Here is a 25,578-nt window from a genome sequence, read left to right as displayed (position 1 = left end):
ACACCAAAAGAACACATTCTGCTCTGGGTTATAAGACACCCAGACAGATCGAAGAAATGCTATTGGAAAAAGAAAAAATGGCAGCATAAAAAAGTCTCCTATTTTTAGTTGCAATTCCACCTAGGAAATACCGCGGGTGCAATAGACGATATTAATACAATACGGGTACGGGCCGGACTTTCTTCACTTCCCGCTGATTTAAACAGCCAAGAATGCTTCAAGGCGCTGGAACAAGAAAAGAGAGTAGAGATGTTTATGGAATGGGGCTATAGGTATATCGACTTAAAGCGTACAGAGCGCATTTATAATGTGATGAGCAAATATAAGCCAAATTGGACCGAACATTCTGATCTTTTACCCATACCTCAGCGTGAAATCAATGTCAATCAAAATTTAACTCAAAATCCCGGATACTAATGAAAAAACTAACATTGATAATCATGCTTTCCTTGTCTCTGAATAATCTGTTACATGCGCAGAATAGAGCAGTGCCTAGCCTGAAAATCGGGGACAAGGTTCCACAGATCGCTCTTAAGGGCTTTTTAGGCAAAAGGGAAGCAAAAGATCTGAAAGAATTTTACAAGGGGAAGGTATTGATTATTAATTTTTGGGCGTCATGGTGTGTACCGTGCCTAAAGGAATTGCCCATATTGGATTCGCTGGCAAAGGTGAATGCAGATAAACTAAACGTTATTTCCGTTACTTATGAATCCAGGGACCATACAGTATCGTTTCTGGAAAAACACCCTGATTTAAAACTGAAGAGTGTAGCGGTTCTTCCGGGAGATTCCGTATTACACCAAATTTTCAGTCATCGGATCATTCCGCATAACGTTTTGATCGATAGTTCAGGAACAGTACGGAATATTACCGGTTCGGAAGGGATAACCCAATCAAATATAGATCTGCTTATTAGGGGCAAATCATCGCTGACCAAAAACAAAAATGATGCGATTGGTTTCAACTTTAATGAAACGTTCCATAAAGGCGATTCAAATTTTATTTCAAGGTCTATTTTGACAAGTTACATGGAAGGAATTCCGGGAGGGCTTTCTTATCGGAGATCTTGGAATCCAAAAAAGCGTGAGATAATTCGTTTCTTTTCCTTTAATGTTTCGCTCTCTCATTTACTTTGGTCCGTAGTCGGTATGGAAAAATCCATTCGGAACTACTACCACCTTATGCGGATAGAAACCAAGGATTCGACCAGATACTTCTGGCCGAGTGAGTGCCCGGAATCGTTTAACCGATCGAAGTATAAAACCAAGGCAAATTGGATGAAAGATAATCTATACTGTTACGAACTGACACTCCCAAAACCATTTCAGGATACCGCTTTTTTCGACTTTATGTTGAATGATCTGAAACGGGTATTCAAATTTGATATTGAGAAAAGACGGGAAAAGATATTGTGCACAAGCATTTACGTAAAGGAGAGCGGGTTACTGAAAGCATCACAGGCCGATACTTCTTATATTCAGGTGAATTCAGATGGGCTAACGGCAAAACGTGTTTCTCCAGTAGAATTATTCCATTACATAAACGAAAAGGTAAAGCCAAATCTCAATAGCATACCTGCTGACCCGCCTTTTATCGATAAAACAGAACTAAAATTTCCGATTGATGTGGCTTTAAGATTTGACAATGGTCGTCTTCCAAGCTACGAAGAGATTAAAGGTATGTTAAAAAAGAGATATGGTTTTAGTACGAAATTGGAAAAACATAAATATCCAATAACCATTATAAGAGATATGGAGCCCTAAGACTCCATATCTCAAAGTAGTGTTATAGGCCAAAATTCAATGTGGTGGCATCTGGCCCCGGGCCACTAACCTTCTCGCCGTTAGCGCAGACATTGGCGCCATTTTCGCAGCCGTAATGATCGATCGCTTCCTGAGTGGTTGCGTTTTGCAAAGACGAGCTGGGATTTTCAGGTGCAATGCTTGTACTTTCCCAATCATACCTGGTCTCCTGAGCATTTGGTTGGTTCGCGAGTTCTGTTGCTACCGCAATTGAACTTCCCAACAAGAATGCTCCTAAAAGGATTTTTGATTTTGAACTTAACTTTTTCATAATTTTAAAGTTTTAGAGTGAAAAAATATGTGAATTATGGTTTGTTATTTTTGTTTGGATATTTTCCTCTATGCCAATAAATCGACAGTAGTAAAAGCACAATTACAGAAGCGTTGAAAAAAAGGTGCTGCTCCCAACCCATTCGGGATAAAATCCCGCCACACGTACAAGGTAGGGTGATTCCGGTCCTGACGGAAACAACTTTCATCCACGTAATATAAATTTCGAATAAAACCATCAGCACAAATGAGGCTTTATAGGCCAACAACCTTGTTTTTTCCTTATAGAGCATTACCACCAGCGCCAATTCGATCCATGGAAGAACCCTGCCGATAACCGGTGCCATAGTTTTCATAAAAGGAACGGGAGCAAGCCGCATTTGAAAGACAAATTTTTCATAACCCAGCAGTTTGCTTACAGCGGTATACGAAAATAAAATGATGACAAATACAACTGTGCCAATCATAAGTATTTCTTTCCAGTTCCATGAGCGAACGGCTCCCCATAAGTGCCGGAACTTGCCATTAAGTTTGCATAATAGATTATTTTTTTGAAATATTGCCACTTTCATTATCTGTAATCTTATGTGATAAAGTTCTGAAAGTGAGAAATAAATCTTTATATCAGTTTTCGAAAACTTTTGTCGGATATGAGACATGGTTTTGTCGTAAAAGACACAGATTCTTGTCACAAAAGCGATAAACTTTAGGTCATTAATCATGCTTAAGCATCCTTTATGTTGAACTAGAGCAGTTTTGAAAGAAATGTAGTGAGGAATAAAATGGTTTCACCCCATAAAAATAGCTTATGTGAAAATCTGCTTATTTTCGGCTTGGTGAAGAGAAAACCTACGATTTTAAAGTAGTGGTTTTATTTGATAATCTTGTACAGATATCTCCTGTCAATTTGTAGGTATTGGGCCTGTTGTTCAACGGTCAATTTTCTGGCAAGATCAGGATATTCCATAAGAAAGTAGTTATATCGGTCTGTTGCATTTTTAATTCGCAGCATGATCTCTCTTCCGGCACCTTCCACTACGGCCTCTTCATAAATTTCCAGTAGCATTCTGTACATATTGATGTTGTTACGCGCAATGGCATCTGCGCGTAAAAGGTTAAGGGCGTATCCGTCTGTATCATTTAAAACCTGAATAAGTTCCTCTTTTTTTGTTCCGGATAGAAAGCCATTACCCGGCACTATAAAACCTTTGTCGATTATCCATAAGCAGTAGTCTCCACTGGATTTAGAAACCACACCTCTTACTAGACCACCTGTGATATAATAAAGATATGCAGTAGAAATACCTGTAGGATAGGAAATCACCCAGCTTCGTTTAAATGAAATTGGGGAGAAGAGATCCTCTAACAACATGATGGTCTTTTCGTTAGCTGTTTTTAGGGATTGTAGTCTTTGTCGTAATTCCACCATAGCCTGAATTTTATCCATAAAGGAAAAATTATTTTTTCAATAAAATGGGTGGTTAGGGTGGTACGGATTAATCACCCTTTTGTTGATACGGTTAAAAAAAGCACTTTATAAAGACAAGGACGCCTGTTCAGGGAGCGGTGGAGTATTTTTTTTGTGGGCCTCATTCTGTTTGGGCAGTGACGCGGTTATCTTTGCTAGCTCTTTTGTTATCAACTGCTGTATATCATCCTTTATATTGAGATAGGTTTCCTGTATGTCCTCTGATGTCACCTTTTCAACAAGCGGTATATCTCTATAAGAAGCTTCCTCTGCCTTTATTGCCTCATGGTCATTCTGTATTTCTGCATGAAAAATTTTCTGTGGTATCTTACAGTCCGGGTTGTCGGCAACAACGCCAACAAACACGCCTGATGAGAGTGTTGCTATCTTGCTTGCCGGAATGGCGGCATCCAACTGCGTAGATTTTGAGATGGATGTGTCACTGCTGTTTATGCTCAGACTCTGTCGATCCTGAACAATTTTGCCAAATGTCTCAGATAATTTTTTTGCAGTATCGCCGGTCACCTGTCCGCTGATAATATTCCCGACAATTCCGGTTATTACATCTGCTTGGTCTGCCCCGTAATCTTTTTTTAGCTGGCTGAAATCCTGAACGGCTAATACCGTGGCTACTTTGTTGCTCCTTGCTGTAGCAANTAATATTCCCGACAATTCCGGTTATTACATCTGCTTGGTCTGCCCCGTAATCTTTTTTTAGCTGGCTGAAATCCTGAACGGCTAATACCGTGGCTACTTTGTTGCTCCTTGCTGTAGCAATAAGGCTATCGATATTGTTAAAGTAGATAGTTGGAAACTCATCAAAAATAAGGCTGCTTTTAAGTTGGCCTTTCCTGTTGACCAGTTTTATCATTCTTGAAATGAAGAGGGAAAGTACAGGGCCGAACACCTGTAGTTTCTGCGGGTTGTTACCAACGCATACGATTTTTGGAGCTTTTGGGTTATTAACATCCAAGGTAAAATCATTGCCGCTCAGAACATAATATAATTGGGGCGAGGATAATCTGGCCAATCCGATTTTTGCGCTGGCGATCTGTCCTTCAAGCTGCTCTTTTGCATTATTCTGAAAGGCGGATATAAATGGGTTTATCAGTACCTTGATCTGTTCCTCCTGTTGCAATACGGCAAAAAGCGGATCATAATCCACTTGCATCAGCTCTATAACATGCGGCAGGGTGCAATATCTCCCGTCTTCATACTTCCGAAGAAACCAGATAATGGCTGTTAGGAAGTTTATGGGACTCTCTACAAAGAAGTCACCTTCCTTTTTTATCCAGTCGCGGTTAAGGCCAAGCATAATGGTACGGCTTGCCTCCGTAGCATCGGTTATATCGTCCATACTTTCGGGATCCAAGGGATTGCACCGATGATATATTTTCTCGAAATCGATCACCCAAAAGGTTGGCTTCACGGTATAATTCTTCCGATATCTCAATAATGCATTATAGGTAATCCTGGACAGATCATCGAATTTAAAATCATATAAGAAGACGGAGAACCCCTTTTTTATATGCTGATCAATGATATGGCGAATGACAAAGTAACTTTTCCCCGCGCCAGGGGTTCCGGCTACCAACAAGCCTCTGAAAAGATTGATGAAGTTTATCCAACCGTTCCTTATCTTCCCCTTAAGCTGGTATTTTGTCGGGAGGTTAACGGAAAATTCATTTTCCAATAACCGTTCTTCCTGTGGAAAGGTTTCATTCTCGGTATTAAAGATATCATGGCTAAGCTTTTCTTTCAATAGCCTTGAGAGGTATACTCCTCCCGTGAGGATCAGGAGGTAACCTATTGATGTTACCAGCATATAGAGTGCAGCAATGACCGCTATTCCGGAAGGGATATAAAAACAAAGTATACTTATGAAGTAAAGTAACAGTCCGGTAATAATATAGCAAACGATCACCCTTACCTTCATCTTTTCATCCTTTTTGCCCTTTGCTCCCAACAGGGATATCGATAACAAACCCAGTGCAGCTAGTTTGGGCAAGAAGATGTCGGAATAAAGGCCCGTCTTTGCAATAATACTTATGATTCGATCGGTAATTTCGGCTATCCAGCCCCATTGTTCAAAAGCTTTATAACAGAATAGATAGAAATGGATAGCCAATATGAATATGCTGATCAGTCGGGAAAAGTCAATGATTTTCCTCAATCCCTGTATATCTTCTCCTGTGTTCATGGTTTTTTTCGCTTTATTCTTCTTTTTTTCTTTTTAGAGGTTATAGAAGGTGCATATCCGGTATACTCGGGATCAAGAAGATCTTTTAGTATTTTATCAGTTGTAGTAGTAGAGACAGTCAGATCGGAAAGGTTGATTTTTTCGGTATATTGAAGGCGCTTTTCTTCACTGAGGGGTTTTAGGTAACTGTTTATTCTTTTTGGTTTCGCCAGATAGGTCGTGATCTTATCGTTTTCGGCAAGTTTTTCCTTCAGGGCTTTTGCACTGTAAGCTTTCCCAAGACTGCTGCCATTAAAAACGGTTTTACACCGGTGATCAATAAATGTAGCGCCGTATATAAACCCTTCTTCATTCTGGCGAAAAATAAGCGATATCCCACGTTTTTGTAATTCGGTAATTAGTGTCTGCTTGGTAATGTGTTCGTATTTGCTGATCGCCTGATCGATTCGATTTTTTAAATCAGCTCGATAAGGTTTTCTTTTCTCGACATTTTGTTCAAACTTTCTTTCCAACCGTTTAAGGATAGGTTTACTATAAAAGCTGCTTGCCTTGATCGGAACTCCAACCTTATGGCCCTGTCTGTCCAGTACTGAATAAAGAAGACCTTTTTTTCTGAACATTTCGCTTTCCTCACTCCCCCTGTCTGCCACGACATTGAACTGTTTGAGCACTGCATTAAATTCTGCAAGTGACGTGAACTTATAGCTATTCATCACCGTCGTAACCACACTGGCGATTGCCCTTTTGGTAGGCAAATGACCATATTGTATCCTCTCAGGATCAATTGCCTTTATAGCTGGCTCTGGATGATATGTTTTGCTCTCCGCTCTTATCAGGCCAAATTCTTTCTCTATGAATTTTCTTGCCTGTTCCGATTTTATCCTCCCTATATTATGTAGGTCGATGGAGTTGCCATCCTTTTTTATATTTACCGTTGCGATATGGAAATGCTGATGGGAAACATCGTGGTGCCGATATACCAGAAAAGGTTGGTCACCAAACCTGATACGTTCCATATAGGCTGCTGCGATCTGTTGCATTTTAGTGTCATCCAGTTTTTCACTTGAATGGAAGTTCAACGAGATATGGAGTGCATTCGTGCTTACGCTTGGTTTAAGGCAGATTAGGTGTTCAAACCGTCTAAGTTTATGAGCGAAGTCAAGTTTGTCGATGTCATACGCAAAGCCGCTGGCCATAATCAGCGTGGCAGAACCTTCCGCAACCTTCTGCTCATTATAATGCAGTATGCCGCGTATACTTTTACCTATCATGATCCGTGCAACCATTTTTCAGCAAGTTTTGAAACGATACTTAACAGATGTTCCAGCTTGGGTTCCATCTGTTTATAGGTACTGGCTGTTTTAAGAGCAAAAAAGGCCCGTTCAGCCTCATTCTGACTGGTATGAAAACGATGCGTCTGCTGATTGATATTGACACCTATAGCTTTAATCTCTTTTCTTATCAATGCAAGCTCTTCCATAGGACCATTCATAGAAATATCCTTGTGCAGGTAGGTTATCCGTTGTTTTAAAAGCATCTTTCTGACCACTTCTCCAATGCTCCTGCAATCACTTTCTTTCCTGACCTTTTCAAGCTTATTAAACTCATTCAAGGTGACCCTTATAACAATCGGATTAGTAAGTACCTGTTCTTGATCTTTGATTTTTTTCCTGGGCATAAATCACACCTTTTAGAAAGTTCAGACTTTGCGAGTTCCGAGCAAAGTACCCGGCCTCAAGGACGGCAAAGATATTTTCGTATACGAAAATACATCTTTGCTGCCCACCCGCGTGGGCCATAATTGACCGACCAGTACGTAGTCTGAGCTTGGGTTATCTATTAATGGATTATTTTTTTTGAACATAAATGGCCATACCCTAATTGGGGGAAAGAGGTTCAATGGCTTCTCCCTCCTGATGAGAATGAAGAGGTATAAAAGAACGTAAAAGTTGACGTATACGTGTCCTAGTGTTGCGGAAAGGTTTGATAGTAGGATGAAGATTCTTTGGAAAATCTGCCGTTCCCGTTTGTCTTTTCTTTTTAATTCTTTTCATGGCTCTGACTTTATTTACAGGCAAAGTTGAGAGAATTTATTCAAGTCATTGACAACTTGTTGGGTGGTGGTGAAAGAAAAATTAAAAAAACCTTTATTAAAGAAACCACATTTGATTGCTATATCATTTCCTACACAAACTTTTTTCTCGCACATTACTAAGGTATTTAAGGTCGGTACTAATCCGCCAGAACCATTCCAAAGGCCCTAGTTTATATCTGTTAAACCACCATTGTGAAATTTTTATCTGCACCATATAGAAGATTATTGCAAATAAAACAGTAATTGACAGACCGTAATTTTTAGAAAAATTAAGATTAGTATGAAATAATGCATAAAAAAATACGGTCTGAACAATGTAATTGGTTAGTCCCATTCTTCCGACAGCGGCAAATACCCGAAACTTTAAAATGCTTATTCTGGAAAACATAATATATCCAAGAGCAAAGACAAATACATAAATTGCTGATAACATTAACTCCATTGCCGAAATTCTTACAGACATAAAAACGTTAAAGATTTTCAATTGATTTAATCTATCATCAAATACACGACCAGATAACCAAAGGATAATAAAGGATAAAATAGAATACAACAAACATTTCTTTATTACTGTAACATTTCTTGAAAAGGTTAATAAGTCTCTTTCGCCAAGCCATTTTCCAAGAATGAAAAGCCCAATTATCATAAAGAAAAGTCCTGATGAAATCTGCCTTGAAACAAATCTTGGTAAATATGAGTCACCTATTTTTAAATAGCCAGTGAACTCATATATTTCCTTTTTATAAGAAAAACTAAAAGAACTTAATAAAAAGAAGAAAAAAAACATATATAGACAGTCTTTGCCGGTTACGTCCTTGAATACAAGCAAAAGTAAGCCCATTGCCGCATAAATCTGTAGAATATCAAAAGGATAAAGCAGGTTGTGCAGAAAACCAATACAAAAGAGGATCACAAGTCTCCAAGTATATTTTAATGTAAATTTTTCCATTTTACTTCGAGCATTTTTTAATTGGATGGAAAAACTTAAACCGAATAAAAATGCGAATATCGTGTAAAATTTCTTGTGTATAAATAATGCTAAAAGAAGGCTAACATAATTATCGGCATTACTTAAAACGTCGAGGTCTGTTCCGAGTCTATAAATACTATCGGCATGTGCAAGAATAATGCCTAATAGACAGAATCCTCTTAACGCATCGATAATATCAATTCTAACAGGTTGCTGATTTCTCCGTTCTTCAACTGATTCTGTTAAGGTTGTACAGGCTTTAAACATGTAGGTAGCATAGGTGATTAATTGTAATGAACCAGCGAGGCTCCATCTTCAATAGAGCCCCGCTGATCAGTTAAGCTACATGAGACATTTCCTCACATGCTTGCGCACATCTACGGCAAGCTTCCGCGCATTCGCGGCAATGTTCCATCCCCATACTGGCATGCTTTTCACATTCTTCTGCGCATGCATTACAGATTTCAGCGCAGACTTTACAGATCTGTTCGCTGTATCTACTTCCTAAGCTCATAACTTCTGCAGCCGATCGACAGATCGCTGCGCATTCTAGATCTAATTGAATGCATTTTTTTAGATGACTTACATCTTCTTCATTTAAACATGCGATAGCACAGTGGTTGCAGATAACTGCACAAGCATTACATGCTTCAATGCAGTTTTGATACTCTTGATGTGACATAAATAAAATGTTTAATGTTAAAAAAATGATTAATTGTTCCGATTGGCCAATATCCAATCTTGTAATTCGGCGATCTCTTTTTGTTGGTCGTCGATTATCTTCTTTGCCATTGCCTTCATTTGTTCGCTCTCACCCAGCTGTAGAAGCAGTTGCGAGCTTTCAATTGCACTTTGATGATGGACAATCATTAATGTAGCAAAATCCTCGTCGGTACTACCGTTGATGACTTGTAAATCGGCATTTTTAGACGATTTTTCCATGCCCTCCATCGTTTTCATCTGAAATTCTTCATTAACAACTGACGGCTCATTACTTTCGAGAAAAGTTGTTAATTCCGCTATTTCAGCCTGTTGGGCGGCTATAATGTTTTCGGCCGTTTTGCGCATGGTAGCGTCAGTTCCTGTCGATAGCTCCTGATCCGACATCTTAATCGCCCCCTCGTGATGCATACGCATCATCATGGCAAAATCGATGTTCGGATCTTTGGTAAATTGCATAGCATGCATATTATCCATCATTTCATGCATGATACCCATCATCGTGTTTTTATCATGCTCCTCAATTTTAATGGTATCATCGTCTTTTGAACAGGACAAAAATGCAATGGCAACTGTTGCCAACAGCGTTAGTTTAACAACGTTTTTCATAGTAGGTGTTTTAATTTTAAACTTTATCAAGTGATAGTCTTACCTGCTTATTCAGTCCTTTGAACCGGCTTGGAGTTAATCCGGTAATAGACTTAAATTGATTCGAAAGATGAGCAGTACTGCTATACCCCATTTCATAGGAAATCTCATTGAGAGTTAATTCTCCATATAATAATAATTCTTTTACCCTTTCGACTTTCTGCTGGATAATATATCGCTCAATGGTAACACCTTGAGAGTCAGAAAAAAGTCGACTTAAATATGCTTGATCTTTATTTAGACGCCTGCAGACAACATTCATTATACTCTCATTTAAATTTTTAAGATCGGAATGGTGCACAAGCTCGATCACGACATTTTTTATACGTTCGATAAGCTGGTTCTTTTCTTTATTTAATAACTCAAAGCCTAAAATATTCAAAGATGAGCTGATCTGATGTAATTGTTCCTCCGTTGGATCAACCGATACTTTGACCGTACCCAGCGATATCTCTAAAATCTGTAATCCCAGATTTTCTAATTGTTGGCGAACAACCATTATACAACGGTCGCACACCATATTTTTAATGTGTAATAACATGTAATTTTCAAGCTTAATAAAAAAATAGAGTTACTGATCTCTTGAGAAGAATCTTACGAGACAGCTTGAAATCAAATAAGGAGGGTTTGGTTTAGTATATAAATGGGCTTCTTTCGAACCTTGGGTGGCCCCGTATCCATAGAACATACCTGCAATTTTACCTCGGTCGCATTGAATGTATATAGAAATCTTTTTTCTTGACCAAGCAAGCAATATAATCCAGGCCCGTCTAGCGTTTGTTTTTGGGTTGTGATATTTTCCTTAATGACATATTCGCCATGCTCTTTACAACAATCGCAATCTTTTCCTTTGTCGCAAGACTTTTTTGATTTGTGCTCTTTGCTGTCACTATTGTGCGCTAATGAAGTTGAGGATTCGTCTTTAAATAGATAGTTGCCGCTACAATGTAAGATACATACAAACAGACCTGTTGTAAGTAACAGATAGAATGCTGCAAAATTTATGGCTCCTACTTTTCTCATATTCTTCACCGAGAACCGGTTTCTTAATCTTAGTACATAATAGATTTTTTTTTGTTTTAAAAAAAATAAAAAACAGGTAGAAAATTCTACCTGTTATGGATTAAGCCTTTTCAGCTTTATATCCGGCTTGTTCTAGTAAAGATATTACCTTTTGATCGTTTAGCGATTCGTCGCCTTGAACAGTTAATATCTTGTCCGGGCTAGCGGTATCAACTTCCCATTTTTCAATTTCTGAGAGGTTATTCAAAAAAGGGGTGACAGTTTCTATACAGCCGCTGCATTTGATGTTTGTTTTGAACGTTAATGTTCCCATGATATTTACTGATAAATTAATAAAAAATGTGAGTTTAACCTGTATTAATCTTTATGTAGAATTTTCTCAGACGGTAGATCATTTATAAATTGTTTTATACACGGCGCCAAGGACTTTGAGAAATCATCGATTGTTCGAATATCATTTGAGAGTGATGTGGTCGAAAGCTGTGCATTAACCAAAAGTTTTACTAAATTTTTGGCTAACACCGCAGGATGGCGATTATCATTTCCAGGTATTATGAACGTTGGAATGGCAATATCTTTTAATTCCTTATAATCGTAAAAAGCGCGGTCGTATACTATCGCTGCCGCTGCCGAGATACTTGCCGGCTCAGAGCGGGGAATGGCATCTTTCACCATATCTCCAATTACTGGCGATAAATTCTTAAGGATAGGCTCCCAAGCTGCCTCTATGCCATAACTTAAGACTCGTGCAGCAAACGCTTCCAACAGCTCAATTTCTTTTGCTTTCGCCTTATCGTCTTCAATTTCTTCAATACTGATGAGAATCAGTGCCCGTAACCTTTCTGGAAAAGTTATTGCCGATTTAAGCGCAATCGTCGCACCTATTCCAGCGCCTCCCAATATTATTGAAGGTACTTGTAAATAGTCGATGAGATCCCTCACATCTTCCGCATACCTATTCCATGTATATGAGTTTCTATCATAACAAACCGTTTTTCCGTATCCCCGTAAGTCTGGCAGAACAACTGAATGTTTGCTCGACAGAGCTTTTGCTAAAGGAATGAGACTTTGATGGTCCGGGCCACCCCCGTGCATTAACACGACAATTGAGTCTGTATCTTTTTCGATTGCGCCAACAGAAGTCGCATAAAGAATGTGGCCATCACTGCTTTGAAAGCAAAATTTCCGTATTTCATTAGTTGATCGCATCAACCGCTTTTCCATGTTGGTTATTTTTGCCATTTTAAACGAAGGCTGTTACTAACAACGGAGACAGAACTTAAGGCCATTGCGGCACCCGCAATCATTGGATTCAATAAGAATCCGTTGATCGGATAGAGAATCCCTGCCGCAATAGGAATACCAATCAGGTTATATATAAATGCCCAGAAAAGATTCTGCCTGATCGTTTTAACCGTTTGCCGAGAAAGACGGAGCGCCTTAGGAACCTGCTGTAAATCGGAGGATACCAAAGTCATTTTTGCTACATCAATCGCTATATCCGATCCTTTTCCCATTGCAATGGAAAGATCTGCCTGTGCCAATGCCTGGCTATCGTTAATACCATCGCCAATCATGCCAACAACTTTTCCTTCTGCTTGCAATTTCTTAACGAAATCAGCTTTGTCAGAAGGGTAAACTTCAGCCCTATAATTTGTGATTCCGACTTGAGAAGCAACGGCCGCCGCTGTTTGCTGGTTATCTCCGGTAAGCATATAGACTTCTATCCCTTTTTTAGTCAGCGTTTCAATAGCTTTTTTGGATCCTTCCTTAATCCTATCGGTTATAGCTACTATGGCAAGAACTTGTTTATCATTAAAAAAATAGATAACAGTTTTTGCCTGTTCTTGCAATTCGGAAACTTGCCTTTTCAGAACTGTGGGAATTTCAACATGAAGCTCATCTAAAAGTTTACGGCTTCCTGCCAAGTATTTATCGCCTTCAAATTTGGCCTCCACACCTTTACCCGTAAGGCTTTCAAAATGTTGAACATTTACAGCAACAATTTCCCCTGACTTTAAATACTTTACAATGGCCTCTGCTAAAGGGTGCTCCGACTGTTGTTCGAGCGCAAGAAAAATGCTTTCCAATTTCGATTGTTCGATCGATAATGCAGCGTTCCAGAGAATATCAGTGACAGTAGGTTTACCTTCTGTTATGGTTCCGGTTTTATCTAATATAATGGCATTTACTTTATAACCTAGTTCCAATGCCTCTGCGTCTTTTATAAGGATACCATGTTCAGCACCTTTACCAATACCAACCATGATTGCTGTGGGAGTAGCAAGGCCAAGTGCACAGGGGCACGCAATTACCAAGACCGTAACCATCGCCAACATACCCTGCGTAAAGGCATGTTCACCTCCGAGTAACACCCACGTACCTAAGGTAATTAGTGAAATCAGTATAACAATCGGCACAAAAATACCGGCAATTTTATCGACAAGCTTTTGAACAGGGGCTTTTGATCCCTGGGCATCCTGTACCAACTGGATGATCTGTGACAACATCGTATCGGAACCGACCTTCTCTGCAACAAAACGGAAACTTCCTTTTTGATTGATTGTACCGGCATAAACTTTGTCTCCAGTGACCTTGATAACGGCAACAGGCTCGCCCGTAACCATACTCTCATCAACATAGGATGTACCTTCGTATACTGCCCCATCTACCGGAATTTTTTCTCCTGATCTTACTAATAATTGGTCTCCGACTTGTACCTCCGCAATGGGTATTTCTTTTTCGCCTTCTTCTGTAATGACAAAGACATTTTTCGGTTGCAATCCGATTAATTTTTTGATGGCGGAAGAGGTATTGGACTTAGCCCGTTCTTCTAGCAATTTGCCTAGCATAATGAACAGGATCACTACAGCAGCTGCTTCGTAATATACATGGGGGTGAAGGCCTCTCTGATGCCAGAATTCGGGATAAAAGGTATTGAAAACACTAAAAAGGTAAGCGATACCGGTACTTAAAGCCACCAGTGTGTCCATATTGGACCTTCCGTGTTTAGCTTGTCTGTATGCATTGATAAAAAAGCTTTTTCCGAAGATAAAAAGTACAGGAGTTGACAACGCCAACATGATATAATTGGCGTAGGGCATATCCATTAGGAACATCCCGAGAATAACAATGGGTATAGTTAGAATAGAAGTAGCAACAATTCTGGTTTTTAACGTTTTGTATTGATTTTTCTGTGCTTCCTCTTGCACTTCTTTGCCTCTTTCCATATCCAAAACCAGGTCATATCCGATAGATTGGACTGCTTCCCTGAATTTATTTGGCTGAACTGTAGTCGGATCATATGCGACCTTTACGGTTTGGGTAGCATAGTTCACCTCAGCATTGTTCACTCCGAAGAGTGATTTGACCATTGATTCTACGCTTACAGCGCAGGCTGCACAGGTCATTCCCAACACGGGAAGTGAAATGGTTTCTATATTTTCTTTACTTAACATTTCCTTTGATTTTGATAGTACAAAGGTAAACAAGGTCACTACCCGACTCTTTACATGATTCCGAGAAAAGCTTACATAATTTTAACTAAAAGAAGTGATGCCCTTTAAAAAAGGCACCACTTGAGGTAATTACTGTACTAAAAACTAAAATCTTACCAATAAGCCTCCTCCCCAACGGTACCGTGAGTCATATCCTGCTGAAAGAGATATCTTTTTCGCTAGCATATATTCAAGGTCCAAATGGTATTCTTTATCTGTATTTGCACGCCAGTTAAAGAACATCCTGGGAAGAAGCCATTGTTCACCTTCAAGCTCGCCCCGCACACGTCCCTTCATGTTTACACTTACATCCGCTTCAATAAAAAATGGTAACGTATACCTGAAACCCAGTACAGGCAACTCATAATCCTGTTCAAAAGTTTGCCTTCCGTTAAATACGTTGTAGTACTTTTGCTGTAACCCGCGAAAACCGACATAAGGTCTTAACCAATCGTTCAGGTACCGTTCATATGACACCTCTGCCTCGTACTGACCGTCGTAGTTTGCATTTGCTTCCACACGAAAAGCATTTCGGGAGTTAAAGTAGTTGGCCTGTAATTCACTCATATGGCTTTTGGCTGCAAGGCTTCCATAAAAGAACCATTGCCGATCTTCCTTGAATAAGTTCTTCAGAGGCGCATCGGCTAGTGCGGTATCACGTTCGCTTCCTTCATAATGGACAATGCGTGCCATACCGCTCATCATGTGGTACAGGATATGACAATGAAAGAACCAGTCCTTCTCCTCGTCCGCGGAAAACTCAATGGTTACGCTGGTCATTGGCGGAACGTCTACGGTATGTTTAAGAGGGGAATACTCTCCATTTTTGTTCAGCACCCTGAAGAAGTGCCCATGCAAATGCATAGGATGATTCATCATCGTGGTGTTCTCCAAAGTGAACTGTACAACTTCTCCTTTTTTTATGTTGATCATATCAGCTTCGGAAAGCACTTTTTTATTGATCGACCACACGTAACGGTACATATTGCCCGTCAGTGTAAGATGATAATTCTTTTTTGGACGTGCGGGATCAAAAGTGGTCTTTTCCAAAGCTTTCAACATGTCATAATTAAACACCACCTCTTCCGTTGAATCCGGCCCCATCTGGCGACCGGTCATTTCGCCGTGCATAGAATGATCTATTGCTTTTTCACTTGGCTTACTTTCTTCCATATGCCGCCTATGTGCCATATGATCGGCGCTGTCCGGTTCCATCTTCATTTTTCCCACGTCGTTACTCTCCTTCTTGTGTCCGCGATGATCCTGTTTTTGTAGGGAATCCTTCATCTTTATCCCATCATCCATCTTCATGTCATGACCGGAATGCTGATTATCGGTGGGGGGCTGTTTTTTCCGGGAAACTTTTTTTGGAGCCTTGTTCTTTTCTTCCATACCGCCCATGTCCATCCCTTCCATATCCATGTTTTCCATCGTTCCGTGGTCCATACCGCTCATTTTCATTCGTCCCGGAAAATTCACCGTCATATCCATCATCATTTTATCCATATTCCATACATCGGGTCTGGAAATGTTTCTTGCCATTACCTTCTCACCGGAACCGATAAAAACGGAAGTGGAGCCGGAAACATCCTGGGGAGTTGCCCGCAATTCATAAGCACCATCAGATGGCACGGTAATAAGGAAATCGTACGTTTCTGCCGTTCCGATCAATATCTTATCAATGGATATGGGAGTAACGTCCAAGCCATCTGCGGATATAAGGCGTATTTTTCCACCTCCATAATTCAGGTAAAAATAAGTGGAAGAGGAGCCGTTGATCACTCTTACCCGAAGACGATCACCCGGCTTATATTGCGACAGATCAATGGAACGTTTTCCGTTTACCAGAAAGGCATCGTAATAGACATCAGAAAGATCCATTGCAGGCATCCTTGTCCATGCACTTTTTACCCTCTGAAAATAAGACCCGTGTGAAATCAGTTTATCAAGGCTTTGCGCATACCCCTTTTTGATGGTATACCACTCACTTGCGGGATCGTTACGCCGGAGTGTGCGGTGAACTTCCGACGGATTTTCATTGGTCCAGTCTGAGAGCAATAAAACAACCTCATGGTCAACGGGATGTGTTTTCTTTCTGGGATGTATTAGGATAGGCCCGTATAGCCCACTCTGTTCCTGTAGCATCGTGTGGGAGTGGTACCAATAGGTACCGCTCTGTTTTAAAGGGAAGACAAACTTCCGGACACCTCCCGGTTTTATGGGTGGAGTGGTAAGATAAGGAACACCGTCTTCAATATTGGGTAATAATAGCCCGTGCCAGTGCGTGGAGGTCTCGTGATGATGCAGCCTATTATGAACATAAATAACAGCTGTATCGCCCTCGGTGAACTCAAGTGTCGGTGCCGGAATCTGCCCGTTTACGGCAATTCCCTTTACTTCTTTGTTGTTTGCGTAATTGACCGTTGTATCGCTCACATAAAGATGATAGGTAACCGTTTTTCCCGGACCTTCCGCCATTTCCATTTTATGGGGGGGCAGATTGTCAACCGCGTTTTTATTAGGATGCGTATGCTGCGCCGAGACCATAGTAGCAAATGCTAACGGAAAGGCTACCAATATTATTTTCATTATATTTTTACTTTTCATCATCTTCATCCTTTATTTCAGTTTCCAACTTTTAATAGACTGGCATTGATGGCAACGACGACGGTACTCACCGTCATTAAAATGGCGCCCGCAGCGGGACTCAAAAGAATTCCTTGACCGTAAAGGATGCCCGCAGCCAACGGTAAGGCGATAATATTGTAACCGGTGGCCCATACCAGGTTTTGGATCATTTTGCGATAGGTAGCCTTTCCAAAAAGTATCAGGTTAACGACATCTTTTGGGTTACTGTTCACCAAAACGATACCTGCTGTTTCTGCCGCTATATCGGATCCTGAGCCAACGGCAATACCCACATCGGCCTGGGCCAGTGCGGGCGCATCGTTGACACCGTCACCGGTCATGGCCACATATTCACCTCTTGTTTGCAGTTCCTTGATTTTTTCCAGTTTCTGATGAGGTAAAACCTCTGCAAAAAAACTATTCATACCGAGCTTTTCAGCGACAGATGCGGCTACTTTTTTATTGTCTCCTGTTAACAGGATGGATTTAATATGGTGGTCGTGTAATGTACGGATAGCATCCGCAGATTCCGGACGTATCGTGTCGGCCAATGCAATATAGCCGATTGGGACTTCATCAATTAGTACAAATACGATGGTGGATGCTTCATCCGACTCCTGTTCGCCTGGTAAATCCAGTTTATTTTCTTTAAGGTAACCCGGACTAACGACCTTTATTTGCTTTCCCTCCACATCAGCTTCCACTCCTTTACCGGTGATAGCGTTGAAATTCTGTGTTTTTGGGATATCGATTTGAAGCTCTTTTACCTTTTGGATAATACCCGTAGCGATGGGATGTTCTGAATTTTGTTCTAAAGCCGAAGCAAATCGTAGTATTGCATGCTCATTCAGGCCGCTTTGATAACTAACGACCTTTGATACCTCAAATTTACCAACAGTGAGTGTTCCTGTCTTGTCGAAAACCAGGGTGGTGATTTTACGAGCATTTTCAAAGGCAGTCCGATTTTTAATTAACAAACCATTTTTAGCGGATTGAGCAGTCGATTTGGCAACTACCAAAGGAACGGCTAAACCAAGTGCATGAGGACAGCAGATAACAATTACGGTGACCATACGCTCGATGGAAAAGGCCAAATCTTTCCCTCCTGCAAAATACCAGTAAGAGAAAGTTATGATACCTGCCAAGATAGCGATCAAGGTAAGCCATCTGGCAGCAGTATTGGCCAGGAGCTGCGTTTTGGATTTCGAATGCTGTGCGTCCTGAACAAGTTGAATCACTTGAGATAAATAGGATTGTTCTGCCCCATGTGCGACTGAAATCCGGATGGCTCCGTTTCCGTTAATAGATCCGGCAATTACTTCATTTCCTTTCCGCTTCAGCACTGGTTTCGACTCACCTGTAAGCATGCTTTCATTTAAAAAACTTTCACCGTCTATGATGGTGCCATCGGCTGCAACTTTCTCCCCAGGTTTGATCAGTATGACATCGTCTTTTTTCAGATCAGCAGTTTTGATGTCATTGACATGGTCACCCGTTATCAGATGCGCTTCGTCCGGCATCAGTTGTACGAGCAATTCAAGCTCTCTGGAGGCACCGGCAATGGATTTCATTTCGATCCAATGCCCCAACAGCATAATCAGGATCAAGGTTGCCAGTTCCCAGAAAAAATCCATCCCCGCTAGTCCAAATACCGTTGCAACACTATATCCATAGGCAACTGTGATGGCAAAACCAATCAGCGTCATCATGCCTGGATCTTTACTACGCATTTCATCCGCCCACCCTTTAAGGAAAGGCCATCCGCCGTAAAAGAATACGAATGATGAAAGTGCGGCCAGAACATATTGATCTCCCGGAAATTCGATATAAATATTAAGCCATTGCTGAATCATGTGAGACAGGAGAAGTATTGGAACGGTAAGTATTAGCACTACATAAAAGCGCTTACGGAAATCAGCAATCATCATCGCATGATGGTCGTGTCCCGCATGCCCCATGGGTCGATTGTGTTCATGGTTTGCCTCGTGTTCTGGTTTTGAATTCTTAATCTGTTCATGAGCATTATGACCATGGCCATGGTGGCCGTGATGAGCGGCATCGTTTCCTTGAGAATGAGAATGTTCCATAATTGTTAGTTTATTCGGTTTATACTTTACAATTTAGCATCGATCTTGTTTCGTAGTCCCTTAGACCAATTGATCAGAAGATCAACTTCCTCCTTCGTTAATCTTGCATCCCTATGAATCAGTGTATATGACTTTAGCGGCATAGCTCCATCCTTCAATTGACTTTCGATAGATCGAAGCTTATTGTATTGCTTCTTTATTGGATATGATCCGAATTCATCCAAATTAAGTTCCTTTTTTCCATGGATAATATGGTTTTCCATCAACTTCGCAAAAGGCTGTACACTACTGTACCAAGGATATGCTGTACGATTACTATGACAGTCAAGGCATGCCTTTTTTAACACGGCATTTACCCTTTGCGGAACGTTGTATATATGATTAATGGCATTTACTCCTGCCGCTCCATTGTTCTTTTCCTGTTTCGGAATAAATTGTATAATCACTACAGCTAACAATACAAAAATTCCAATGACAACTACCGATTTGCTTAATTTGTTCATAAGAATATTTACTTAAAGTTAAATAATTTCGCTGTTTTAGCCATTTTTTTCTCATTTATTATAATAACATAATAAAGAGGCTAAGCTTCCTGTAAAGGATGTTTTCCCTTTTTCAGTATATACTCGCTATAAAGTAAATAAGCACCGGTAACCACCAATTTATTGCCTGCTTTTAAACCCGATCTAATTTCAACTTTATCGAAGGATTCCAATCCAGTGGTTACTTTTCTTGGTTCAAAGCGTTCTTCATCTATGGCAACCCATACATGTCGGGTATTGCCATCATTAATAACGGCATTTATAGGAATTGACAAATATTCTGACGACGATTTTTTGGAGAGAATGATATTAGCTTGCATCCCGGGTTGCCAACGATTATCAGGATTGGTGATGCTTCCGCGAATCTGCAAAATTTGCTCGCTGCTTGCGAGGTTCGGTGTTATAAATTGAAGGGTCATATCCTGCGGGTCATTCTCCCAGCCGGCAACAATTACCTTTAGTTTTTGCCCTTCCTTTATTTCACCAATTTCAGAAGGATACACATCTGCCTCGACCCACAGATTATTATAGTTTTCTAATTGTAGCAAAGTAGAACCTTCCGATACATACTGGCCTTCGGTAACAGAAATCTCCGAAACTTTGCCGCTTTGCGGCGCATAATACGTAATGTAAGGATTTGTTCTTTTTGTATCTGCCAGGTGTTTGATTTGCGTATCGGATTGGCCATATAGAATCAGTTTCTGTTTGGAAGCTTTATGAATATCCTGAAATCTCCTGTCGTTATTGAACTGCGCGGATTGTGCAAGCGCCATCAGGTATTCTTCTTGCAAGGTCAACAATTCTTCTGAGTAAATTTTATAAATTGCCTGCCCTTTTCCGACTGATACGCCTGTCTCTTTTACATATAGTTCTTCGATCCTCCCCGCAACCCTGCTGCTAATAAACGTCGTCTGTTCCGGATTGACAACAAGTTTTCCATTTAAATAACTATTGTCTTCAAATCCTTCGGTTCCGATTATAACTGTTGTGATGTTAGCCAATGCCTGCTGATCCTTACTGAGAGTCAGACCTTTGTCTTTATTGTTTTTATCGAAGGGGACAAGATCCATACCACAGATGGGACAGGTCCCCGGTTTATTCTGAACGATCTGCGGATGCATTGGGCAGGTATAAGTTTTAACTGAAACGTTCCCTTCCAGATCTTTCTTTTTTTTCGTGCATGCAGCAATTATAATGGACGGCGAGACAACCGTGAATAGTACTGACTTCAAAAAAGTTTCTCTTTTCATATTAACTATCTTTTTGGGTGATGATGAAACTTTCACTATCTACGAGATAATAAGCGTTTTCCGCGACGGACCAGTGACTGATGTTATCCAATACTTGAACTTGTCCATCTACAGTAACACCGCTTTTAACTTCCGTAGGCACAAAAACGCTCCCCTGCTTTTTAAACACAATGGACCGACCGCCCAGTTTTAATACAGCCTGCTTCGGAAGCCACCAACCGCTAGCGATCGTTGTTGGGATTTTTCCACGTAGTAACTCACCAACCCGGAGATTCGTGGTTGCCCCATAAACCCTCGCCAGCGTGAAATTTTCCCCTGCCCTGTAGGTCGGTTCGAGCAGCTCAATCTTATCCAAATAACTTTTGTCCGGGTTTGCTGTGCTATTGTAGAGTATTCTTGCATTTAATTTGACCATGGAAGCCAGTTGAGGAGCGATGGAAAACTCTGCAATCAGATCCCTGTTGGTATAAATATTGAACAATCCCTGGCCCACGCTGACATACTGCCCTTCCCGTAGTATCAGTGGGGTAGTAGTTACAGTGGTTGGAGTGCTCGTTGCGCTGCCTGGAGACATGGAATTCCCTCCCGACATCCCCCCCATACCGCCATCTGTGCTAGGAGCCGGAGCTACCGCTGTAACCGGAGCTGGGGATGTGCCTTTTTCCAAGATGTAGCCATCCGCTGGACTATAGATGGATACCCGATAGTCCGGTTGACCTTTCTGTAATATGCTATTAATCTGCTGCTGCGTTAAACCGAGAAAACGAAGCTTGTTGGTTGCCTTGTTGTATAACTGCTCGTTGGTCACTTTATTTCCCTTCAGCAGTAATAATTCCCGCTGTGCTGAAACCAGTTCAGGGGAGTATATTTGCATGATCAGTTGGCCACGCCTGACAGGCTGATAGTTATATTTTATATACAGTTTTTCAATTCTTCCTCCAACACGGGCGCTGATCGATGTATTATTTCTGGTATCAAGCGTCACTTTGCCGGGAACTTCAACCATCAAAACCTGTATACCGCTATCGGCCTTAGTAGTCGATATACTGGCTTTAATCTGTTCATTTACCGGTTTCAATAACGATTGAAGACTAGTATCTACTGGAGACTCTCCGTGCTGTTCGTGTCCCTTACTCGGAACCTGATCGGGTTTTCCCTGCCGACAACCAATGATCAGAGCCGTCAAGCAAAAAAGCACTATACGCTTATTTATAAAGTTCTTTCTCATAATCTACAATCATTTTGTATAGTTTAAGCTTTTCATCCAATAACGAATTTCTCATCATGGTTACCGCTTCCCAGTCATTGATTACCACGGTGAGCTCCTGTTTATTTTCTTGGTAGGCTTGAAAATTTGCGTCAAGTGCGCGGTTCAGCGACGGAATTACTTTTTCCTCAATAGCGCTGATCTGTTTCTGCATATTTAGTATTTCGTACTGCATTCCATATAGCATACCTTGACTCTCCACCAACATGCCGGTTCTTTCTTTTTGCATTGCCTGTACGTTCAGTTCCATCGCTTTTACTTCGTTCTTGTACATTTTACTGCTCCAGGGAGCTATTGGTATACTTACCATTCCCATTATACTATAAGCGTTCGGCATCATTTTTCCCAACGGGGACATATGGTCAAAGCGGATTTTAAAATCCGGTTTTGACTCCTTTTTCATGGATTGTATGTTAAGTTGCATACTCCCTATATCCGCATCCATCTTTGTAATATCTTTTCTTCTTGTAGCCAGAATTGAAGTGTCCAAACTTGCTTGAGGTGTAAATTCCGGAGAAAAAGTTGTGTCAACTGCGAACAAGGTATTTCCCGGCTGGTTCATTAAGCTATTGAGCCATGCACGTGCTTTGGCAATTTCCCCTTCTTGCATGCGGATCATGTTCTCAGTGTCCTCTATGCGCGCATCTGCTTTAAATACGCTACCTAGGGAAGATCTGTTATATTCATAGCGAATCCCTTCTATTTCCTTCATGGTTTTCATCAGAACCACATTTTCTCGGAGTATATGGATGCGCTTTTCGGCAACTAACCAGCTATAGTAAAGCATTTTGGCTTGTGCTTTCAGTTCATTGAGCTTGACCTTTCTTGATTCAAGTTCCGACTTCCCCTGTGAGGCAATAAAATCCCGTTTTCCCCTTAGTTTTGATGGATTTGGAATATCCTGTTCAAATTGAAGCATAAGCGATCCTTTATCGCTATCCGACATAATTTCTTGTCCCGGATATGGTGTCATAAACGTTCCTACACCAACCATTGGAGCCATCCATGAAGTGGCCGCTTTTGCGCTATACTGAAATCCTTCCGCTTTCAACGAATAAGATTTCAGTTGCTCATTTTGCTCATCAATGCGTTTTAGTATAGTATCTAACCGTAACACAGATGTGTCTTGCCCGTAAGTGAAAACAGGATATAAAACGAGGATAAATAGTAATTTCTTAATGGTTTGCATCGTATATTTCTAATTTTCCGTATTTACGTAATTCATATTCTTTTGTCATCAGAAATATCAACGGAGTGACTAATAGGATGTGCGTAGAAGATGTTAGAACACCTCCAATCATAGGAAGTACAATAGGTTGCATGACATCGATCCCTACACCATTTGCCCATAGTACCGGCACTAAACCGAACAAAGCGACACTTACCGTCATCAATTTTGGTCTGAGGCGTTTTGCGGCACCATGTATTACATATTCCCTTAAATCTTCTTTGGTTATGGTATCGCTACTGTTTCCTTTCAGTTTGACCAATTGTTGCATGGCATCGTTAAGATAAATGACCATGACAATACCTGTTTCTACTGCAATTCCGAACAGTGCTATAAATCCTACTGCCACGGCTACGGACAGATTGACTCCCCAGAAGTAAATCATATAAGCGCCACCTATCAGCGCGAACGGTATCGTCACAAGGCTTAAAAACGCTTCCCGCAGAGAATGAAAGGCAAAATATAAGGCGAAAAATATAATCACGAACACGATGGGTGCAATCCATAACAATGTTTGCTGCCCTCTGATCAAATTTTCGTACTGTCCGCTCCATTCCAGGAAATAACCGTCCGGCATTAACCCCTTGCTGCCGTTGATCCTGTCAATAGCTTCTTTAACCGTACTTCCCAAATCCCTGTCACGAACATTGAACATGACAGCACCTCGCAGTAGCGCATTATCGGACGTGATCATAGGAGGACCTGCTTCAAACTTGACGTTGGCAACAGAGCTCAACGGAACTTCACCGAATGACTGGCTCTTAAGAGGAATTCTTTCGATTTTTGTGATGCTGTTTCTATAATCCTGACTTAGCCTCACGTTTATGCTAAATCTCCGACGGCCTTCGATGGTCTGTCCTATGGGTGCACCTCCTAAGGCCGATTCAACGGTTTGATTCACATCATCGACGGTTAAACCATAACGGGATAGTGCTGATCGGTCAATATCTATATTTAAGTATTTTCCACCTGTAATAGGCTCCACGTATAGATCCTGTACACCCGGAATCCCTTCCAGAGCGTTTTTGACACGTTCAGATACCGATGCTATGCTGTCCAATTGCTGTCCATAAACTTTAATCCCCACATCGGTGCGGATCCCCGTTGCCAACATATTAATCCGATTGATAATGGGTTGTGTCCAGCCATTCACCACCCCCGGAATCTGAAGCTTCTTATCCAATTCGTCGATGATATCCTGCTTCGTTATGCCTTCTCTCCATTGACCTTTAGGTTTGAGCATAATAATCGTCTCGATCATACTGATAGGCGAGTTATCCGTTGAGGTACTTGCCCTCCCCGCCTTTCCCAGCACCTTTTCTACTTCCGGAACACTTTTAATGATTTTGTCCTGGACCTGTAAAATGCGTTTCGCTTCACTGTTGCTTATATCTGGAAGCGTAACCGGCATGAAGAGGATGCTTTGTTCATCCAAAGGAGGCATAAACTCGGTACCTAAGTTTTTAAGTAATGGAATAGTTATTAAAAGAGCGATTACATTAATGGCTATAGTTGTTTTCCGCCATTTTAATACTTTCCGGATAATCGGCTCATAGATTCTGCTGAGAAAACGGTTGACAGGGTTTGCGTCATCTGGCTTGAACTTCCCTTTCATAAAAAAGGATATCAACACAGGGGCCAGAGTAATAACCAAAAATGCATCAACAATCATGATGAAGGTTTTGGTATAAGCTAATGGATGAAACAGTTTTCCTTCCTGTCCAGTCAACATAAAAACCGGCAAAAATGAGGTTATAATGATAACGGTTGCAAAAAAGACGCCCCGGCTTACCTGTTTGCTGCTTTTTTCAATTACCTTTATTCTTTCTTCATCAGAAATCCATTGAGGCGATCTTTTGAATATATTTTTAAATTTTTTCATA

General features: G+C 40.8%; 23 protein-coding genes and 1 pseudogene. 2 read left to right on the top strand and 22 right to left on the bottom strand.

Features of this window, described 5'->3' with window-relative positions:
* Nucleotides 1-108: 108 nt before the first annotated feature.
* Entirely contained in the window at nucleotides 109-417 is a 309-nt protein-coding gene (locus tag RYH73_RS25085) for a RagB/SusD family nutrient uptake outer membrane protein (RefSeq protein WP_335316175.1), read from the top strand.
* Complete coding sequence (locus RYH73_RS25080) at nucleotides 417-1,763, top strand: TlpA family protein disulfide reductase (RefSeq protein ID WP_187340864.1); 1,347 nt, start codon at nucleotides 417-419, stop codon at nucleotides 1,761-1,763. The genes RYH73_RS25085 and RYH73_RS25080 overlap by 1 nt, the downstream gene beginning before the upstream one ends.
* A 22-nt stretch (nucleotides 1,764-1,785) precedes the next feature.
* Here RYH73_RS25080 and RYH73_RS25075 read toward each other — a convergent pair whose 3' ends face one another.
* The 22 genes and pseudogenes from RYH73_RS25075 to RYH73_RS24970 all read right to left on the bottom strand — a co-directional run bounded on the left by RYH73_RS25075 (nucleotide 1,786) and on the right by RYH73_RS24970 (nucleotide 25,577).
* Nucleotides 1,786-2,073 (bottom strand): hypothetical protein, encoded by a 288-nt coding sequence (locus RYH73_RS25075; RefSeq protein WP_187340865.1) that lies wholly within the window; start codon nucleotides 2,071-2,073, stop codon nucleotides 1,786-1,788.
* A 34-nt stretch (nucleotides 2,074-2,107) separates the two neighbouring features.
* Nucleotides 2,108-2,638, bottom strand: a complete 531-nt coding sequence (locus RYH73_RS25070) for a MauE/DoxX family redox-associated membrane protein (protein ID WP_335316173.1) — start codon at nucleotides 2,636-2,638, stop codon at nucleotides 2,108-2,110.
* Nucleotides 2,639-2,943: 305 nt separating this feature from the next.
* Nucleotides 2,944-3,519 (bottom strand): hypothetical protein, encoded by a 576-nt coding sequence (locus RYH73_RS25065; RefSeq protein ID WP_187340867.1) that lies wholly within the window; start codon nucleotides 3,517-3,519, stop codon nucleotides 2,944-2,946.
* Nucleotides 3,520-3,606: 87 nt separating this feature from the next.
* On the bottom strand, nucleotides 3,607-4,212 hold the full coding sequence (locus RYH73_RS25060) for a TraM recognition domain-containing protein (protein ID WP_442946145.1): 606 nt from the start codon (nucleotides 4,210-4,212) through the stop codon (nucleotides 3,607-3,609).
* A pseudogene (gene mobC / locus RYH73_RS25055) lies at nucleotides 4,211-5,740 on the bottom strand (conjugal transfer protein MobC); the annotation flags it as partial. The pseudogene mobC and the gene RYH73_RS25060, both read right to left, overlap by 2 nt.
* Nucleotides 5,737-7,011: a relaxase/mobilization nuclease domain-containing protein gene (locus tag RYH73_RS25050; RefSeq protein ID WP_187342863.1), complete on the bottom strand. Its 1,275-nt coding sequence runs from the start codon at nucleotides 7,009-7,011 to the stop codon at nucleotides 5,737-5,739. The pseudogene mobC and the gene RYH73_RS25050, both read right to left, overlap by 4 nt.
* Nucleotides 7,008-7,418: a mobilization protein gene (locus tag RYH73_RS25045; protein WP_187340869.1), complete on the bottom strand. Its 411-nt coding sequence runs from the start codon at nucleotides 7,416-7,418 to the stop codon at nucleotides 7,008-7,010. Before RYH73_RS25045 ends, RYH73_RS25050 begins: the two co-directional genes overlap by 4 nt.
* Before the next feature lie 199 nt (nucleotides 7,419-7,617).
* Entirely contained in the window at nucleotides 7,618-7,794 is a 177-nt protein-coding gene (locus tag RYH73_RS25040) for a hypothetical protein (RefSeq protein ID WP_013663588.1), read from the bottom strand.
* A gap of 123 nt (nucleotides 7,795-7,917) precedes the next feature.
* Nucleotides 7,918-9,072, bottom strand: a complete 1,155-nt coding sequence (locus RYH73_RS25035) for a DUF418 domain-containing protein (RefSeq protein WP_187340870.1) — start codon at nucleotides 9,070-9,072, stop codon at nucleotides 7,918-7,920.
* A gap of 70 nt (nucleotides 9,073-9,142) precedes the next feature.
* Nucleotides 9,143-9,319 carry a four-helix bundle copper-binding protein gene (locus tag RYH73_RS26735; RefSeq protein ID WP_442946144.1) on the bottom strand — a complete coding sequence of 59 codons (177 nt, stop codon included), beginning with the start codon at nucleotides 9,317-9,319 and terminating at the stop codon, nucleotides 9,143-9,145.
* A 197-nt stretch (nucleotides 9,320-9,516) separates the two neighbouring features.
* On the bottom strand, nucleotides 9,517-10,134 hold the full coding sequence (locus RYH73_RS25025) for a DUF305 domain-containing protein (protein WP_013663591.1): 618 nt from the start codon (nucleotides 10,132-10,134) through the stop codon (nucleotides 9,517-9,519).
* A 16-nt stretch (nucleotides 10,135-10,150) separates the two neighbouring features.
* Nucleotides 10,151-10,693: a helix-turn-helix domain-containing protein gene (locus tag RYH73_RS25020; RefSeq protein WP_255501760.1), complete on the bottom strand. Its 543-nt coding sequence runs from the start codon at nucleotides 10,691-10,693 to the stop codon at nucleotides 10,151-10,153.
* Nucleotides 10,694-11,296: 603 nt separating this feature from the next.
* The gene (locus RYH73_RS25015) at nucleotides 11,297-11,509 is read right to left on the bottom strand and encodes a heavy-metal-associated domain-containing protein (RefSeq protein ID WP_013663594.1); all 213 of its coding nucleotides are present in this window, start codon (nucleotides 11,507-11,509) and stop codon (nucleotides 11,297-11,299) included.
* A 44-nt stretch (nucleotides 11,510-11,553) separates the two neighbouring features.
* A complete protein-coding gene (locus tag RYH73_RS25010; RefSeq protein WP_013663595.1) occupies nucleotides 11,554-12,420 on the bottom strand; it encodes an alpha/beta fold hydrolase in 867 nt (288 codons plus the stop codon).
* A gap of 5 nt (nucleotides 12,421-12,425) precedes the next feature.
* Nucleotides 12,426-14,654: a heavy metal translocating P-type ATPase gene (locus tag RYH73_RS25005; protein ID WP_187340872.1), complete on the bottom strand. Its 2,229-nt coding sequence runs from the start codon at nucleotides 14,652-14,654 to the stop codon at nucleotides 12,426-12,428.
* Nucleotides 14,655-14,798: 144 nt separating this feature from the next.
* Nucleotides 14,799-17,282: a multicopper oxidase domain-containing protein gene (locus tag RYH73_RS25000; RefSeq protein ID WP_041387833.1), complete on the bottom strand. Its 2,484-nt coding sequence runs from the start codon at nucleotides 17,280-17,282 to the stop codon at nucleotides 14,799-14,801.
* 35 nt (nucleotides 17,283-17,317) lie between these two features.
* Nucleotides 17,318-19,408: a copper-translocating P-type ATPase gene (locus RYH73_RS24995; protein ID WP_013663598.1), complete on the bottom strand. Its 2,091-nt coding sequence runs from the start codon at nucleotides 19,406-19,408 to the stop codon at nucleotides 17,318-17,320.
* Between the two features lie 26 nt (nucleotides 19,409-19,434).
* Nucleotides 19,435-19,911 carry a heme-binding domain-containing protein gene (locus RYH73_RS24990; protein ID WP_187340873.1) on the bottom strand — a complete coding sequence of 159 codons (477 nt, stop codon included), beginning with the start codon at nucleotides 19,909-19,911 and terminating at the stop codon, nucleotides 19,435-19,437.
* A gap of 80 nt (nucleotides 19,912-19,991) precedes the next feature.
* Nucleotides 19,992-21,200 carry an efflux RND transporter periplasmic adaptor subunit gene (locus tag RYH73_RS24985; RefSeq protein WP_013663600.1) on the bottom strand — a complete coding sequence of 403 codons (1,209 nt, stop codon included), beginning with the start codon at nucleotides 21,198-21,200 and terminating at the stop codon, nucleotides 19,992-19,994.
* Nucleotide 21,201: 1 nt separating this feature from the next.
* Entirely contained in the window at nucleotides 21,202-22,428 is a 1,227-nt protein-coding gene (locus RYH73_RS24980; RefSeq protein ID WP_187340874.1) for an efflux RND transporter periplasmic adaptor subunit, read from the bottom strand.
* Nucleotides 22,406-23,656 carry a TolC family protein gene (locus RYH73_RS24975; RefSeq protein WP_013663602.1) on the bottom strand — a complete coding sequence of 417 codons (1,251 nt, stop codon included), beginning with the start codon at nucleotides 23,654-23,656 and terminating at the stop codon, nucleotides 22,406-22,408. The genes RYH73_RS24980 and RYH73_RS24975 overlap by 23 nt, the downstream gene beginning before the upstream one ends.
* Nucleotides 23,643-25,577, bottom strand: a complete 1,935-nt coding sequence (locus RYH73_RS24970) for an efflux RND transporter permease subunit (RefSeq protein WP_187340875.1) — start codon at nucleotides 25,575-25,577, stop codon at nucleotides 23,643-23,645. Before RYH73_RS24970 ends, RYH73_RS24975 begins: the two co-directional genes overlap by 14 nt.
* Nucleotide 25,578 lies beyond the last annotated feature (1 nt).

Origin of the sequence: Olivibacter sp. CPCC 100613, from assembly GCF_036959255.1 — a bacterium.
Classification (GTDB): Bacteria; Bacteroidota; Bacteroidia; order Sphingobacteriales; family Sphingobacteriaceae; genus Olivibacter.
The sequence above is the reverse complement of the archived record's forward strand: the minus strand, read 5'-3'. Positions and strand labels throughout refer to the sequence as shown.